This is a genomic window from Pseudarthrobacter sp. NPDC058196 (genome assembly GCF_042882685.1).
GTDB lineage: Bacteria > Actinomycetota > Actinomycetes > Actinomycetales > Micrococcaceae > Arthrobacter.
This window is the reverse complement of record NZ_JBHVVN010000005.1, coordinates 169,199-183,611: the sequence shown is the minus strand read 5'-3', so window position 1 is coordinate 183,611 and position 14,413 is coordinate 169,199. Positions and strand designations below refer to the sequence as shown.

General features: G+C 66.5%; 12 protein-coding genes. 6 read left to right on the top strand and 6 right to left on the bottom strand.

What is annotated here, in order from left to right; all coding sequences use genetic code 11:
• The 6 genes from ACFVVC_RS09005 to glyA are packed head-to-tail and all read right to left on the bottom strand — an operon-like array spanning nt 1 to nt 8,016.
• Complete coding sequence (locus ACFVVC_RS09005; protein ID WP_387451557.1) at nt 1-1,431, bottom strand: L-serine ammonia-lyase; 1,431 nt, start codon at nt 1,429-1,431, stop codon at nt 1-3.
• Nucleotides 1,431-2,075, bottom strand: a complete 645-nt coding sequence (locus ACFVVC_RS09000; protein ID WP_387451554.1) for a sarcosine oxidase subunit gamma — start codon at nt 2,073-2,075, stop codon at nt 1,431-1,433. The genes ACFVVC_RS09005 and ACFVVC_RS09000 overlap by 1 nt, the downstream gene beginning before the upstream one ends.
• Entirely contained in the window at nt 2,068-5,010 is a 2,943-nt protein-coding gene (locus ACFVVC_RS08995) for a sarcosine oxidase subunit alpha family protein (protein ID WP_387451551.1), read from the bottom strand. Before ACFVVC_RS08995 ends, ACFVVC_RS09000 begins: the two co-directional genes overlap by 8 nt.
• Nucleotides 5,007-5,429 (bottom strand): sarcosine oxidase subunit delta, encoded by a 423-nt coding sequence (locus ACFVVC_RS08990; protein WP_387451549.1) that lies wholly within the window; start codon nt 5,427-5,429, stop codon nt 5,007-5,009. Before ACFVVC_RS08990 ends, ACFVVC_RS08995 begins: the two co-directional genes overlap by 4 nt.
• A gap of 29 nt (nt 5,430-5,458) precedes the next feature.
• The gene (locus ACFVVC_RS08985; protein ID WP_018760771.1) at nt 5,459-6,679 is read right to left on the bottom strand and encodes a sarcosine oxidase subunit beta family protein; all 1,221 of its coding nucleotides are present in this window, start codon (nt 6,677-6,679) and stop codon (nt 5,459-5,461) included.
• A complete protein-coding gene (gene glyA / locus ACFVVC_RS08980; protein WP_387451545.1) occupies nt 6,676-8,016 on the bottom strand; it encodes a serine hydroxymethyltransferase in 1,341 nt (446 codons plus the stop codon). The genes ACFVVC_RS08985 and glyA overlap by 4 nt, the downstream gene beginning before the upstream one ends.
• A gap of 134 nt (nt 8,017-8,150) precedes the next feature.
• On the opposite strand from glyA, the gene ACFVVC_RS08975 reads away from it, so the two are divergent.
• The 6 genes from ACFVVC_RS08975 (at nt 8,151) to ACFVVC_RS08950 (ending at nt 14,388) form a co-directional block, all read left to right on the top strand.
• Nucleotides 8,151-8,810 (top strand): GntR family transcriptional regulator, encoded by a 660-nt coding sequence (locus ACFVVC_RS08975; protein WP_387451913.1) that lies wholly within the window; start codon nt 8,151-8,153, stop codon nt 8,808-8,810.
• A 192-nt stretch (nt 8,811-9,002) separates the two neighbouring features.
• Nucleotides 9,003-10,046: a LacI family DNA-binding transcriptional regulator gene (locus ACFVVC_RS08970; protein ID WP_387451542.1), complete on the top strand. Its 1,044-nt coding sequence runs from the start codon at nt 9,003-9,005 to the stop codon at nt 10,044-10,046.
• 55 nt (nt 10,047-10,101) lie between these two features.
• Complete coding sequence (locus ACFVVC_RS08965) at nt 10,102-11,406, top strand: extracellular solute-binding protein (protein ID WP_387451539.1); 1,305 nt, start codon at nt 10,102-10,104, stop codon at nt 11,404-11,406.
• 11 nt (nt 11,407-11,417) lie between these two features.
• Nucleotides 11,418-12,380 (top strand): carbohydrate ABC transporter permease, encoded by a 963-nt coding sequence (locus tag ACFVVC_RS08960; protein WP_387451536.1) that lies wholly within the window; start codon nt 11,418-11,420, stop codon nt 12,378-12,380.
• 106 nt (nt 12,381-12,486) lie between these two features.
• The gene (locus ACFVVC_RS08955; protein ID WP_387451910.1) at nt 12,487-13,302 is read left to right on the top strand and encodes a carbohydrate ABC transporter permease; all 816 of its coding nucleotides are present in this window, start codon (nt 12,487-12,489) and stop codon (nt 13,300-13,302) included.
• Nucleotides 13,303-13,308: 6 nt separating this feature from the next.
• Nucleotides 13,309-14,388, top strand: coding sequence for a glycosidase (locus ACFVVC_RS08950; protein ID WP_387451533.1), 1,080 nt, complete (start codon nt 13,309-13,311; stop codon nt 14,386-14,388).
• Nucleotides 14,389-14,413 lie beyond the last annotated feature (25 nt).

Below are 14,413 nucleotides of genomic sequence, written 5' to 3'. Positions count from 1 at the left end.
TCAGCACTCGATCACATTCACGGCGAGTCCTCCTCGGGAGGTTTCCTTGTACTTCGTTTTCATGTCGGCTCCGGTGTCGCGCATGGTCTTGATGGCCTTGTCCAGCGAGACCTTGTGGCTGCCGTCCCCGTGCAGGGCCAGCCGGGCTGCGTTGATCGCCTTTACGCTGGCGATCGCGTTCCGCTCGATGCAGGGGATCTGCACCAGGCCGCCCACGGGATCGCAGGTCAGGCCCAGGTTGTGCTCGATCCCCACCTCCGCGGCGTTCTCCACCTGGGCGGGCGTTCCGCCGAGCACTTCGCAGAGCCCGGCGGCGGCCATCGAACAGGCGGAGCCCACCTCACCCTGGCACCCCACTTCGGCGCCGGAGATGGAGGCGTTTGTCTTGAACAGGATTCCCACGGCGGCCGCCGCGAGCAGGAAGCGGACCACGCCGTCGTCGTCGGCTCCTGGAACAAACTTCACGTAGTAGTGCAGGACGGCCGGGACGATCCCGGCCGCGCCGTTGGTGGGAGCGGTGACGATCCGCCCGCCGGCGGCGTTCTCCTCGTTCACGGCGAGCGCGAAGAGGTTGACCCATTCCATCGCCAGCAACGGGTCCGCCGGGGCCTGGACTGGCGACGGCGTTGCTGCCGCCGCCTGGGCGGAGGCCTCCGCCGTTGCCGCAGCGGACGCCGTCAGGGTACGGAACAGCGCGGGTGCGCGCCGGGGAACCTTGAGGCCGCCAGGCAGGATGCCCTCGGCGTTGCAGCCGTTCTCCACGCATTCGCGCATGACGGCCCAGAGCCCCAGCAGCTGCTCCCGCAGTTCTGCTTCGCTGTGCCAGGTGAGTTCGTTGGCGAGCATGACATCGGAGATGGACATGCCCTCGCGGCTGCAGATCTGCAGGAGCTCGTCCGCCGTGGCGAACGGGTAGGGCAGCACGGTGTCGTCCGCCACCACCTTGTCCGCGCCTTCGGCGTCGCCGTCCACCACGAAGCCGCCGCCAATGGAGTAGTAGCTCCGTTCGCTGAGCACGGCGCCGGTGTGGTCGAGGGCGCGGAAGGTCATGCCGTTGGGGTGCGCGGGAAGGGACTTGCGGCGGTGCAGCACCACGTCCTCTTCCCAGTTGAAGTCCACGCGGTGGCTGCCGGCGATCTGCAGCTCGGCGTTCAGGGCCGCTGCGGCCACTTGGTCGTCGGCGGTGAACGTGTTGACCGTTTCGGGCTCCAGGCCCTGCAGGCCCAGGACCACCGCTTTGTCGGAGCCGTGGCCGCGCCCCGTGGCGCCCAGGGAACCAAAAAGTTCCGACTGGACGCGCACGGTGGAGGCCAGATGGCCGTCGCCCTTCAGGCCATCGGCGAAGAGCTTGGCCGCCCGCATCGGGCCCACCGTGTGTGACGACGAGGGCCCGATGCCAACAGAGAACAGGTCAAGGACGCTGAGCGCCATCAGGGGACCTCGGGTGAGGCGTACTCCCGCATGGCGTCCAGGAGCCACCGGCCCAGGAACTCGGCGAACGATGCCCGGGGGAAGATCCGGAAGGAGTCCTCACCGGTCTTCCAGAGCATGGCGGGAATGTTCGCAATTTCGGTGGAGAAGGCGGTGCCGGCCTTGAACACCCGGGGGTGCAGGTCCAGCGAGCAGCCTTTTTCCAGGACGGCGCGGGCCCGGGGGCCAACCAGTTCGAACGTGGTGCGGTTGGCGGAAAGGTCCACCACCTGGCCTGCGTCGTTGCCCAGCGCCTCCCGGAGGGCCGGGATCAGGTCCCCGCCAAGGGATTCATGCGCCTCGGTGGGTGCCACTACCAGAAACTCGGAGGGCCCCAGCCAGAGGACTGAGATGTCCCCTGAGGTTGCCACAGCTCCGGAGCCTGCGGGCAGTCCGCCGGTGGCGGCGGCCAGCCGCTGTGCCGTTTCCGAGCCGGCGTCTGCCCGGAGCCCCACCATGGTCAGGAAGGGGAGCTCGGACAGCTCGACGGTGCCGGCCAGGGAGCCGGCGGTGAAGGCTTCCGCCAGCTGGCGTGCCGGGCTGACGCGTGCCGAGAGGTTCTGCTCTGCGGAGCTCTGGGTGGGGGATGCTGCTGTTTCAGCCATCTTTACGGGTCCCTTCTGGGTCAAAAAGCACTGTTTCCGCAACAACCACGTCCACCAGCTGGTCGCCGGCGGCGGCCACCAGGGTTTCGCCGATGCGGTTGCGGCCGTTCTTGATCAGGGCCAGGCCGAAGGACCTGCCCAGCGCTGCGCTGTGGTAGCTGGAGGTGACGAAGCCTTCCATCGGCACCGGCCCGTAGGCCGGGTTGGTGGAGCGTCCCTTTTCCACCAGCTGGGTGCCTTCGGGCAGCCGGAGCGTTCCGTCGACGGGAAGGACGCTGACCAGGTGCTTGCGGTCCTCGCGGCTGGAATCGGCGCGTGAGTACGAGCGCTTGCCAATGAAGTCCTTGGCCTTGGAAACGATCCACTCCATGCCGGCGTCCTGCGGGGTGACGGTGCCGTCCGTGTCCTGCCCGACGATCGGGTAGCCCTTTTCGGCGCGCAGCACGTGCATGGTTTCGGTGCCGTACGGGGTGATGTTGAACTCGGCTCCGGCGGCGGCCACGGCTTCCCAGGTGTTCAGCCCGTACCAGGCCGGGATGTTGATCTCGTAGGCCAGTTCGCCGGAGAACGAGATCCGGCAGATCCGGGCACGGACGCCGGAGGCGAGGGTGGTTTCGCGGAAGGTCATGAACGGGAATGCCTCGGCGTCCAGGCCGCCGTTGGCTGCCAGTTCCGGTGCAACCTTGGCGATGACTTCACGGGACTTGGGACCGACGACGGCAATGGTGCTCCACTGTTCGGTCACCGAGGTGCACTTGACGTCCAGTTCCGGCCACTCGGTCTGCAGCCATTCTTCCAGCCAGTCGAGCACCTTGGCGGCACCGCCGGTGGTGGTGGTCATGAAGTAGGTGTCGTCGTCCACGCGGAGGGTCACGCCGTCGTCGAAAATCATGCCGTCCGGGGTGCACATCACGCCGTAGCGGGCCGAGCCCGGGGCGAGCTTCTTGAACGCGTTGGTGTACATCCGGTTCAGGAACTCCCCCGCGTCCTTGCCGCGGATCTCGATCTTGCCCAGCGTGGTGGCATCCATGAAGCCCACGGACTCGCGGACGGCGGCACATTCGCGCAGCACGGCGGCGTCCATGTCCTCCCCGTCCTGCGGGTAGTACCAGGGCCGCTTCCACTGCCCGACGTCCTCGAAGAGCGCGCCCTTGGCCACATGCCAGGGGTGGATGGAGGTGATGCGGGCGGGGTCGAACAGTTCGCCGCGCTGGCGTCCGGCCAGTGCTGCGAAGGCCACCGGGGTAAACGGTGCGCGGTAGGTGGTGGTGCCGATGTCGCCGATGCCTCGGGAGGCTTCCCCTGCGGTGCGGAGTGCGGCGGCGATGACGCCGATCGCGTTGACGCCGGAGGTCTTGCCCTGGTCGTTGGCGGTGCTGATGGAGGTGTACCGCTTGATGTGCTCCACGGAGCGCATGCCGGCCCCGGTGGAGCGCAGCACATCGGCCACGGACTGGTCGCGCTGGAAGTCCACGAAGTGGTGGTGCCAGTCGTCAGGGGTGCCGTTCTCGCCCGGCACCAGCCAGAGCTGGCGGGTGGGCGCGGCGGCCTTGGGCTCACCGAACGGGGACGGTTCGACGCCGGATTCGAAGCCCGCAGCGATGGCCGCCCGTGCACCGGCGGAGACGCCCTCGGCGAGGCAGTCCGTCGTGGCGAAGGAGCCACGGCCGGAGCCGATGGTCTGCTGGTTGGGCACTTCGGTGCTGGGGACGAAGGCGGCGAGGTCGTCGTCCCAGCGCAGCTTGCCCTGCCGCTGGGAGTGCAGGTGGACCAGCGGGCTCCAGCCGCCGGAGACTGCCAGCAGGTCTGCGGCGATCTGCTCGACGCCGGAGGTGAGCTCGCCGTCGTCGTTGATGCTCCGGACGGTGACGCCGTCCAGGCGGCCTGACGTGTCGGCGGAGGTGTTGGCCACCGCGCTGCCGATCAGGACCCGGATTCCGGATTCGACGGCGGCGGTTGCCGCGGCGGTCAGCGCAGGACGGGCGTCCACGACTGCAGCAACCTTGACGCCTGCGGCGGCGAGGTCGGCTGCCACGGCGTAGGCACTGTCGTTGGTGGTGCTGATGGCCACGCGCTTGCCGGCGGCAACGCCGTACCGGTTGAGGTAGCTGCGCACGGCGGAGGCGAGCATGATCCCTGGGCGGTCGTTGTTCTCGAACACCAGGGGACGCTCGTGGGCGCCGGGGGCCAGCACCACCTGGTTGGCACGGATGTGCCAAATCCGCTGCCGGGACACGCCGGGGGCTGCGGGGTTGGAGAGGTGGTCGGTGCGGTTCTGGACCGCGATGACGTAGTTGGCGTCGTAGGCGCCGAAGGCGGTGGTTCGGTTCAGGACGGTGGATTCCGCACCTGAGACCAGTTCAGCCTCGACGTCGGCCACCCACTCCAGGGCGGGTTTGCCCTCGATGGTCTCGGCCAGGCCGGGAGCGGTGGAGCCGGAGAGCAGCGAGCCGCCCAGTTCGGGCTGGTCATCCAGCAGCATCACGCGGGCGCCGGTGCGGACTGCTTCGCGGGCCGCGGCGAGTCCGGCGGGGCCGCCACCGACCACCAGCACGTCGGTGTGGACGTACTTCTTGTCGTACTCGGCGCGGTCATCCTCAGGGTCCAGCTTGCCCAGGCCGTTGAGCAGGGTGGCCTTGAGCCCGTCCACCAGGGACACGGTGGTGGCGGGAAGCATGGATTCGGCGACGTGGCCTGGGAAGCGGGCCTCGATGCGGACCAGCGCGTTGGCCTCTTCCACACCGGCGGACATGATGCCTCGGGCGCGGTCCTCGTAGAGCGAGTTACCTGCGGCGATGCGGCCGTTGGCGAGCAATGCCGAGGCCAGGGTGTCGCCGGGGTGGCCGGTGAATTCTTCGCCGTCCACGGTGAAGCGCCAGGAGATGGTGCGGTCGATGCGGCCGCCGGTTGCCAGGCGGGCGTTCTGCGAGGTCACTTGGTGGCTCCTTCCGGGGCAGTGGTGGTGCCGGGCGTGGTGCTTGCGGCAAGGCTGGTTGCACCGAGGCTGGGTGCTGCGGTTCCGGTGGTGGTGCTGTCCGCGGCGAGGCTGGCAGTGCCTGCCTCGGCGGCCGGGTCAGCGGCAAGGTCCGGCCGGCGCGTACCCATCGGGTAGATCGCCTGGATGTCGTAGCTCACGGTGTCGCGGAGCATGTTGAACCACTGGCGGCAGCCCGTGCTGTGGACCCAGCGTTCGGCGAAGATGCCTTTCGGGTTCTCCCGGTAGAAGAGGTAGCGGGACCACTCAGTGTCGGTCAGTTCGTTCGGGTTCTCCGGGTAGGGCACGTGGGCCTGTCCCCCGTAGTGGAATTCGGTTTCGTCCCGCGGGCCGCAGTTGGGGCATGGGATCAGCAGCATGTGCGTAAGTCCTTTTCTGGTGGCGGCGGCTAGTGGGCCACGGCGGCGGCGCCGTGTTCGTCGATGAGCGCGCCGGTTTCGAAGCGTTCCAGCGAGAACGGCTTGTTCAGCCGGTGCGGGGTGCCGGTGGCGATGGTGTGCGCGAAGGTCATGCCGGCCGCTGGGGTTCCCTTGAACCCGCCGGTCCCCCAGCCGCAGTTCACGAACATGTTCTCCACCGGGGTCAGGCCAACGATCGGGGAAGCGTCCAGGGTGGTGTCCACGATGCCGCCCCAGGTCCGGAGCACATGGGCCCGGGCAAAGATGGGGAAGAGCTCCACGGCGGCCGCCATCTGCTGCTCGATCACGTGGAAGGAGCCACGCTGGCCGTAGCCGTTGTAGGAGTCGACGCCGGCGCCCATCACCAGTTCGCCCTTGTGCGCCTGGGAGACGTAGACGTGCACGTGGTTGGACATGACCACCGTGGGGTGGACCGGTTCGTGCAGTTCCGACACCAGTGCCTGCAGCGGGTGGGACTGGATGGGCAGCTGGAAGCCGGCCATCTCTGCCAGCACCGAGCTGTGGCCGGCGGCGCAGAGGCCCACCTTTTCAGTGTTGATGGTGCCGCGGTTGGTCTTGACGCCCACCACCCGGTCGCCGTCCTTGAGGAAGCCGGTGACTTCGCAGTTCTGGATGATGTCCACGCCCATTTCGTCGCACTTGCGGGCGAAGGCCCATGCCACGTGGTCGTGCTTGGCGATGCCGGCGCGCGGCTGGTAGGTGGCGCCCATGACGGGGTAGCGGATGTTGTCGCGGATGTTCAGGATGGGGCAGAGTTCCTTGACCTGCTGGGGGTCCAGCCATTCGGCGTCCACGCCGTTGAGCTTGTTGGCGCCCACGCGGCGGATGCTTTCGCGCACGTCGCCCAGGGTGTGGGCCAGGTTCATCACGCCGCGCTGGCTGAAGAGGAAGTCGTATTCGAGCTCCTCGGGCAGGATTTCCCACAGCTTGAGGGCGTGCTCGTAGATGGCGGCGCTCTCGTCCCAGAGGTAGTTGGAGCGGATGATGGTGGTGTTCCGTGCCATGTTGCCGCCGGCCAGCCAGCCCTTTTCCAGGACGGCGATGTTGGTCATCCCGTGGTTCTTGGCCAGGAAGTAGGCGGTGGCGAGCCCGTGCCCGCCGCCGCCAACGATCACGGCGTCGTAGGAGGACTTGGGTTCCGGGTTCCGCCAGAGGAAGTCCGGGTGTTCCGGAAGGTGCTGGGTGCTCACTGGGCGGCTCCAATCAGGTCTGCTTCAGCGCCGGCCAGGCCGGCATCGGCGGTGAGGTGGGGGTAGAGGGGGAAGGCGTTGGCAAGGGCCGTCACCCGTTCGCGGAGTTCGACGGCGGTGTCCCCGGGCAGGGTGCCCGTGCCGGCGGAGGCGATCAGCGCCAAGGCGATGATGTCGGCCACTTCGGTGAACTCGGCGGCGCCGAAGCCGCGGGCGGCCAGTGCCGGGGTGCCGATCCGGAGGCCGGAGGACACCATCGGCGGGCGGGGATCGAACGGGACGGCGTTGCGGTTGACGGTGATGCCGATCTTGTGAAGGGCGTCTTCACCCTGCTGGCCGTCCAGTTCGGAGTGGCGGAGATCCACCAGGACCAGGTGGACGTCGGTGCCACCGTTGACCACCGAGATCCCGGCGGCCTGGACGTCGGGCTGGAGCAGGCGTTCGGCAAGCAGCTTGGCGCCCTGCAGGACGCGTTCCTGGCGTTCCTTGAATTCAGGGGCGGCGGCGAGCTTGAAGGCCACGGCCTTGGCGGCGACGACGTGCTCCAGGGGGCCGCCCTGCTGGCCGGGGAACACGGCGCTGTTGATCTTCTTGGCGTATTCCTCCTTGGCCAGGATGACGCCGCCGCGTGGACCGCCGAGGGTCTTGTGCGTGGTGGTGGTGACCACGTCCGCGTAGGGGACGGGGTTGGGGTGCAGCCCCGCGGCCACCAGGCCGGCGAAGTGGGCCATGTCCACCATCAGGTACGCGCCCACGAGGTCTGCGATGCGGCGGAATTCGGCGAAGTCCAGCTGGCGTGAGTAGGCCGACCAGCCGGCCACGATCAGCTTGGGCTTGTGTTCCAGCGCCAGCGCTTCCACCTCTGCCATATCGATGCGGAGATCCGATTCGCGGACGTGGTAAGGCACCACGTTGTACAGCTTGCCGGAGAAGTTGATCTTCATGCCGTGGGTGAGGTGGCCGCCGTGGGCCAGGGACAGGCCCAGGATGGTGTCGCCGGGGTTGAGCAGGGCGAACATGGCGGCGGCGTTGGCCTGCGCGCCGGAGTGCGGCTGGACGTTGGCGAATTCGGCGCCGAACAGGGCCTTGACGCGGTCGATGGCGAGCTGCTCGATGACGTCCACGTGCTCGCAGCCGCCGTAGTAGCGCTTGCCCGGGTAGCCCTCGGCGTACTTGTTGGTCAGCACCGAGCCCTGGGCTTCCATTACGGAGGCCGGAGCAAAGTTCTCCGACGCGATCATTTCCAGGGTGGACTGCTGGCGGTGCAGTTCCTGCGCGACGGCGGCGGCGACGTCGGCGTCCACCGTGGCGAGCGAGGCGTTCAGTACGTCCTGCATTGTTCTCCTTCTAAGCCCTTCGGAGCTACTGATCCATAACTGATCTGTAACTGATATATTAGAACTGACGTAATAGTATGTTGTAGATCACGCGGCAGTCAATAGCTACCTTGGGAGAGCTCGCAATGAGCGTAATGACAGAGAACCAGCTGGCCGGCGAAGGCGACCTCTCGCTCGCAGAGCAGGCCTACCGGCACCTTCGGGACCGGCTCATCATGCTCGACATCAGGCCCGGGGAGGCCATCAACGACGGCAAGCTGGCCGCGGAGCTCGGGATCGGCCGCACGCCGGTGCGCGAAGCGCTCAAGCGCCTGGAAGGCGACCACCTGGTGGTCTCGTACCCCCGCCGCGGAACGTTCGCCACCGTCGTCGACATCACCGAACTCGCTGACGTCTCCGAGCTCCGCGAGTCCCTGGAACCACTGGCCGCGCGCCGCGCCGCCAAGCTGGCCTCCCCGGCGCTGCGCAAGGAAATCCGCGACACCGCCGCCGCGATCGCCACCATGGGCGGCGCCGAGGACCCCTATGACCTCATGCGCTATGACATCAAGGTGCACCGCTTGATCTACCGCGCAGCGGCCAACACCCACCTCGAAGACGTCCTGATCCGCTACGACAACCTGGCCACCCGCATTTGGTGCATGGTGCTGGAAAAAGTCCCGTCCGTGGCGGAACACATCGCCGAGCATGTGGAACTGCTTGAGGCAGTGGCCGACGGCGATTCCGACCGGGCGGGCAAGCTCGCCCTGGAGCACGTCACCAGTTTCGAGCAGGCCATCCGCAGCGTGCTGTAGCCCAAACCCCTGCACCGCTCCCCGCCTGGGCCGGCCGGGGGCCACCTTTCCTGCGCCCCGAATAAAGCCTCCATTGCGGCACCGGCCATAATCTTTCCGCGCCCCGCCCCTTGACAGATATCAGCTGAACCGGTTTAGTGAATACAACAAAACCGGTTCAGTGATCCAGATCACCAGGCATTTGAGGCAGACATGACAGTGACCATCAACGACGTTGCGCAAGCGGCCGGAGTGAGCAAGGGAGCGGTCTCGTATGCCTTGAACGGCCAGCCGGGAGTCAGCCAGGAGACCCGTGACCGGATCCTCAGGGTGGCAAAAGAACTCGGGTGGACGCCAAACCTCCGGGCCAAGGGCTTGTCTTCGTCGAAGGCGTACGCGCTGGGCCTCGTTGTTGCAAGGGATCCGTTGCTGCTGGGAACCGACCCCTTCTTTCCGGCCTTCATAGCGGGCATCGAAACAGCCTTGGCCGAGCACGAGTATGCGCTCGTCCTCAGTGTCGCCACCGCGCCAGGTGCCGAGGAACGCTGCTACCGGAAGCTGGCCGACAACGGCAGGGTTGACGGCTTCATCCTCACGGACGTCCGCCACGACGACTCCCGGATCGCGCTGATGCTCGAACTCAAGCTTCCCGCCGTCACGCTGAACCGGCCGGACGCGGCGTCACCGTTCCCGGCGGTGTCTGTCGACGAGTCGGAAGGCATCGTGGCCGCCGTCGAACACCTGATTGGACTTGGCCACAGCCGCATAGCCCATGTGGGCGGCGCCCAGGAATACATCCACGGCCGCAGCCGGCGCCAAGCCTGGGAGGATGCCCTTGAGGGCGCCGGCCTCCAACCGGACCTCTTTGCCGCTGCCGACTTCACCGCTGCCGGCGGCGTCGCGGCCACCGCGGACCTGCTGCGGAGGCCCGACCGGCCCACGGCCATCGTGTACGCCAATGACCTGATGGCCACGGCCGGGCAATCCTACGCGCAGTCCATGGGCCTCAGCGTCCCGGGCGACCTGTCCATCACCGGCTATGACAATGCGGAATTCACGAAGTACTTGAATCCGCCGCTGACCACGCTTGCAACAGATCCAATGCTGTGGGGCCGGGCTTCCGCCCAGCTCATGCTGAATCAGCTTGCCGGCTCCCGCGGCGTGGAGGACATCACGCTTCCTTCGCCCCGGCTGATCGTCAGGGCCTCCACCGGGCCGGCCCCTGCCGACCCCACGGGACCGCTCCGCAGTTCCTGACACCACAACGTCCCACTACCCTGAACCCCCTTAAATCCCTCCCCAAGGAGTCGCAATGAAGCGCATTACCACTGCCACGCGCCTACTGTCCGTGGCCGCCCTCACCATCATGGGCGCCGGCCTGGCCGGCTGCGGCAGCCAGGCCGGCGGGGGCTCGGACGCGTCGTCGGCCACGACGGCCAAAGGCCCCATCAAGATCTGGTACTCCAACAACGAGTTCGAGGTGAAGTGGGGCAAGGAAATGGTGGCTGCGTGGAACGCGGCGCACCCGGACCAGCAGGTGGATGCCCAGGAAATCCCGGCCGGCAAGAGCTCAGAGGAAACCATCGGGGCGGCCATCACGGCCGGAAACGCTCCCTGCCTGGTGTTCAACACGGCCCCTGTAGCGGTACCGCAGTTCCAGAAGCAGGGCGGACTCGTGCCGCTGGACTCCTTCCCGGACGGCGCCCAGTACATCAAGGACCGCACGGGCGACCTGGCCGACCAGTACAAGTCTTCTGACGGCAAGACCTACCAGTTGCCGTGGAAGTCCAACCCCGTGGTCCTCTTCTACAACAAGGACCTGTTCAAGAAGGCCGGCCTGGACCCGGAGAACCCGAAGCTGGGCACGCAACAGGAGTTGCTGGACGCGTCCCGCACGCTCGTGAAGTCCGGCGCCGCCCAGAAGGCGATCTGGCCGTCCCCGGCCAGCGACTACTTCCAGTCCTGGTTCGATTTCTACCCGTTCTACGCCGCCAACACGCAGGGCTCGCAGCTGATCAAGGACGGTAAATCCACCTTCGACAGCGAGCAGGGCAAGCAAGTGGCCGGCATGTTCGAGAGCCTCTACAAGGAAGACCTGGCCTCCAAGGAGACCTACCAGGGCGACTCCTTCGCCGAGGGCAAGTCCGCCATGGCGCTGGCCGGTCCGTGGGCCATCGCCTCCTACAAGGACAAGGTGAACTGGGGAGCGGTGCCGATTCCGGGCGCCCAGCAGCAGGACAAGTCGTACACCTTCTCCGACGCGAAGAACGTCTCGATCTATTCGGCCTGCAAGAACCAGGGCACCGCCTGGGAGGTACTGAAGTTCGCCACCAGCAAGGACGAAGACGGCAAGCTCCTCTCGGAAACCGGCCAAATGCCGATGCGCAAGGACCTGACCTCAACCTACGCTGACTTCTTCACCAAGAACCCGCTCTACAAGAACTTCGCCGACCAGGCCGGCCGCACGGTGGAGGTCCCCAACGTCACCAACTCCGTTCAGATCTGGCAGACCTTCCGCGACGCGTGGAACAAGTCGGTCATCTTCGGCAACCAGAGCATCGATGACGCGTTCAAGTCCGCCTCGGACAAGATCAACCAACTGGCTGCCACCAAGTAACGGACTGTCCCATGTCCTTCCGCTCCATCAAAGGCAGCCCGGCTGCACTGAAGGACCCTGCGGCAGACCACCCGGCGGGCGGTGCCGGGAAACGCAAGAACATCCTGGGCCGCCAGCCGCTGGGCCTCCTGTTTAGCGCACCCTACGTGGTGTACGTCCTCGGCGTCCTGGCCTTCCCGCTGGGCTACGCCGTCTGGATCTCCTTCCACCAGTACTTCTTCACCGCCCCCGGCGTGCAGGTGGACCGGCCGTTCGTCGGGCTGGACAACTACATCACCGTTCTTTCGGACCCGGCGGTACAGCGCTCGTTCGTCAACATCGGCATCTTCCTGGTCATCAACGTCCCGCTCACCGTGGGCCTGTCCCTGGTCCTCGCGAACGCGCTGAACCGGGTGCAGAAATTGCGGACCTTCTTCCGGGTCAGCTACTACGTCCCCTACGTGACGGCCAGCGTCGCCGTCGTCGGCGTTTGGCTGTTCCTGTTCCAGCAAGGCGGCCTGGTCAACTCCCTGTTGGGGCCGCTGGCACCCAACCCGTCGTGGCTGGTCAACAACTGGCTGGCCATGCCAACGGTGGCCCTGTATGTGACGTGGAAGCAGCTGGGGTTCTTCATCCTGCTCTACCTTGCGGCGCTGCAGAACATCCCCGATGAACTGTACGAATCAGCCTCCGTCGACGGCGGGAACAAGTGGGTCCAGTTCTGGAACATCACCGTGCCGGGTGTCCGCTCGGCTTCCGTCCTGGTCACCCTGCTCGCCACCATCACGGGTGCGAACCTCTTCACCGAGCCCTACCTGCTGACCGGCGGCGGCGGCCCGGACGGAGCCTCCGCGTCCCCGGTGTTCCTGATGTACCAGAAGGGGATCCTGCAGGGAAGCCCGGACGTCGCCGCCGCCCTGGGCGTCGTGCTGGTGATCGGCGTCCTGCTGATCGCCCTGATCCAGAAGCGCCTCGTCGGCGGAAAGGAGGACTGAGATGTCCCTGGCAAAGCCACTGAAAACCCCGGACGACGGCGGGGTGCGGCCCGTGCGGGTCAGGAACACCGGCACAGGCGCCGTGGAAAGGCGGCGGCGCCTTGGCATGGGCAGCTTCCTGCTGCTCGCCGTCGGCGCGTTCGTCTTCCTGTTCCCCTTCTACTACATGTTCATCGGCTCGCTGCAGACCAACCCGGACACCTCGGTGGGCGGCGCATTCCCCAACCCGGGCAACCTGACCGGGGAAAATTACACCAACATCAACGGCTCCATCAACCTGTTGCAGGGGCTGGCCAACTCGGGCATCTTCACCGGCGGGGTCATCCTGTTCACCGTCATCTTTGGCCTGCTGGTGGGTTACGCACTGGCACAGATGCAGTTCCGCGGCCGCGGCGTCGTCTTCGGAATGATGCTGCTGGTGCAGATGGTGCCGTTCCAGCTCCTGCTGATTCCGCTGTACGTCATGATCGTCCGCGACTACGGCCTGGGCGACAACTACCTTGGCATGATCCTGCCGTTCGCCATCAACTCGACGGCGGTCTTCGTCTTCCGGCAGTACTTCATGCAGCTGCCCTCCACCTTGTTCGAGGCGGCGCGGATCGACGGGGCCAGCGAACTGCGGATCCTCTGGCAGATCGCCATCCCCCTGGTCCGGCCCGCGATCGTCACCGCGGTCCTGCTGACCTTCATTGGTCCCTGGAACGAGTTCCTCTGGCCGTTCCTGGTCACCAAAGACCAGGCGTTGCAGCCGCTGGCGGTCTCACTCGCGAACTACATCTCCAATATCGCGGCGACGGCGGCAAACCCGTTCGGCGCCATCCTGGCCGGCGCCTGCGTCCTCGCGGCGCCCGCCGTCGCGCTCTTCATTTTCTTCCAACGCCAATTCATTTCCACCAATATCGGATCAAGCGTAAAGGGCTAATCACCTATGACTTCCTCTTCCCCCACACTGCCCTCCGTTCCGTTCACCCTCACCCGGGCCGGCGTCATCATGACCCCGGAGGCCGGGAACGAATTCGAAGCCGAGGGCGTGCTCAACCCGGCTTCCGGCCGGGGACCCGACGGTGAGCTCTACCTGCTGCCGCGGCTCGTCGCGAAGGGCAATGTCTCCCGGGTCGGAATCGCCCGGGTCATCATCGAGGACGGCGTACCCACCGGCGTCGAACGCGAAGGCGTGGTCCTGGCTCCCGACGAAGGCTGGGAACGCGGCACGAACAACGCCGGCACGGAGGATCCCCGGACCACGTGGGTGCCCTCGCTGGGCAAGCACCTCATGACCTACGTGGCCTATGGCCCGCTGGGCCCGCGCCTGGCCTTCGCCTGCTCCGGGGACCTGCGCGACTGGACACGCCTGGGACCGTGCCACTTCGAGTACCAGGCCGATCTCTCCATGGACCTGAACCTTTTCGCGAACAAGGATGCCGTCTTCTTCCCGGAACCGGTCAAGGATCCGGACGGTGTCCTTTCCTATGCGATGCTGCACCGTCCCATGTGGGACCTGGGCTGGATCCGACAGGGGGAAGGGGAACACCTCCCGGCCGGCATCACGGACAACCGCCCCGGCATCTGGATCTCCTATGTTCCGGTGGAAGACGTCGAAAAGGACATCCGAAGCCTCGTGCACATGGCCAAACACCGGCCCGTAGCGTACAGCGAGTTCCCGTTCGAGGAACTCAAGATCGGCGGGGGACCGGCCCCGATCCGGGTCGACGAAGGCTGGCTGCTGATCCACCACGGCGTCTCCGGGAAAATGGAAAAGTCGGCCTTTGACCATCAACAAAACGTCAACTACACCGCCGCTGCCATGATCCTCGACGCCGATGACCCCTCCAAAGTCATCGCCCGCAGCGCCAAGCCGCTTCTGGCTCCGGAAACCCAGGAAGAAACGTCAGGCATCGTGCCCAACGTTGTCTTCCCCACCGCCATCGAGAAGATCGGTGACCAGTTGTTCGTCTTCTACGGCATGGCTGACTCGAAGATCGGCGTCGCCAGGCTGGACCGGGTCTAGCCGACTCCGCACCCCCGGCAACCCC

Coding starts and splice junctions, on each gene's coding strand:
- ACFVVC_RS09005 (WP_387451557.1), bottom strand. CDS start 1,431: ATGGCGCTCAGCGTCCTTGACCTGTTCTCTGTTGGCATCGGGCCCTCG.
- ACFVVC_RS09000 (WP_387451554.1), bottom strand. CDS start 2,075: ATGGCTGAAACAGCAGCATCCCCCACCCAGAGCTCCGCAGAGCAGAAC.
- ACFVVC_RS08990 (WP_387451549.1), bottom strand. CDS start 5,429: ATGCTGCTGATCCCATGCCCCAACTGCGGCCCGCGGGACGAAACCGAA.
- glyA (WP_387451545.1), bottom strand. CDS start 8,016: ATGCAGGACGTACTGAACGCCTCGCTCGCCACGGTGGACGCCGACGTC.
- ACFVVC_RS08975 (WP_387451913.1), top strand. CDS start 8,151: ATGACAGAGAACCAGCTGGCCGGCGAAGGCGACCTCTCGCTCGCAGAG.
- ACFVVC_RS08970 (WP_387451542.1), top strand. CDS start 9,003: ATGACAGTGACCATCAACGACGTTGCGCAAGCGGCCGGAGTGAGCAAG.
- ACFVVC_RS08965 (WP_387451539.1), top strand. CDS start 10,102: ATGAAGCGCATTACCACTGCCACGCGCCTACTGTCCGTGGCCGCCCTC.
- ACFVVC_RS08960 (WP_387451536.1), top strand. CDS start 11,418: ATGTCCTTCCGCTCCATCAAAGGCAGCCCGGCTGCACTGAAGGACCCT.
- ACFVVC_RS08955 (WP_387451910.1), top strand. CDS start 12,487: ATGGGCAGCTTCCTGCTGCTCGCCGTCGGCGCGTTCGTCTTCCTGTTC.
- ACFVVC_RS08950 (WP_387451533.1), top strand. CDS start 13,309: ATGACTTCCTCTTCCCCCACACTGCCCTCCGTTCCGTTCACCCTCACC.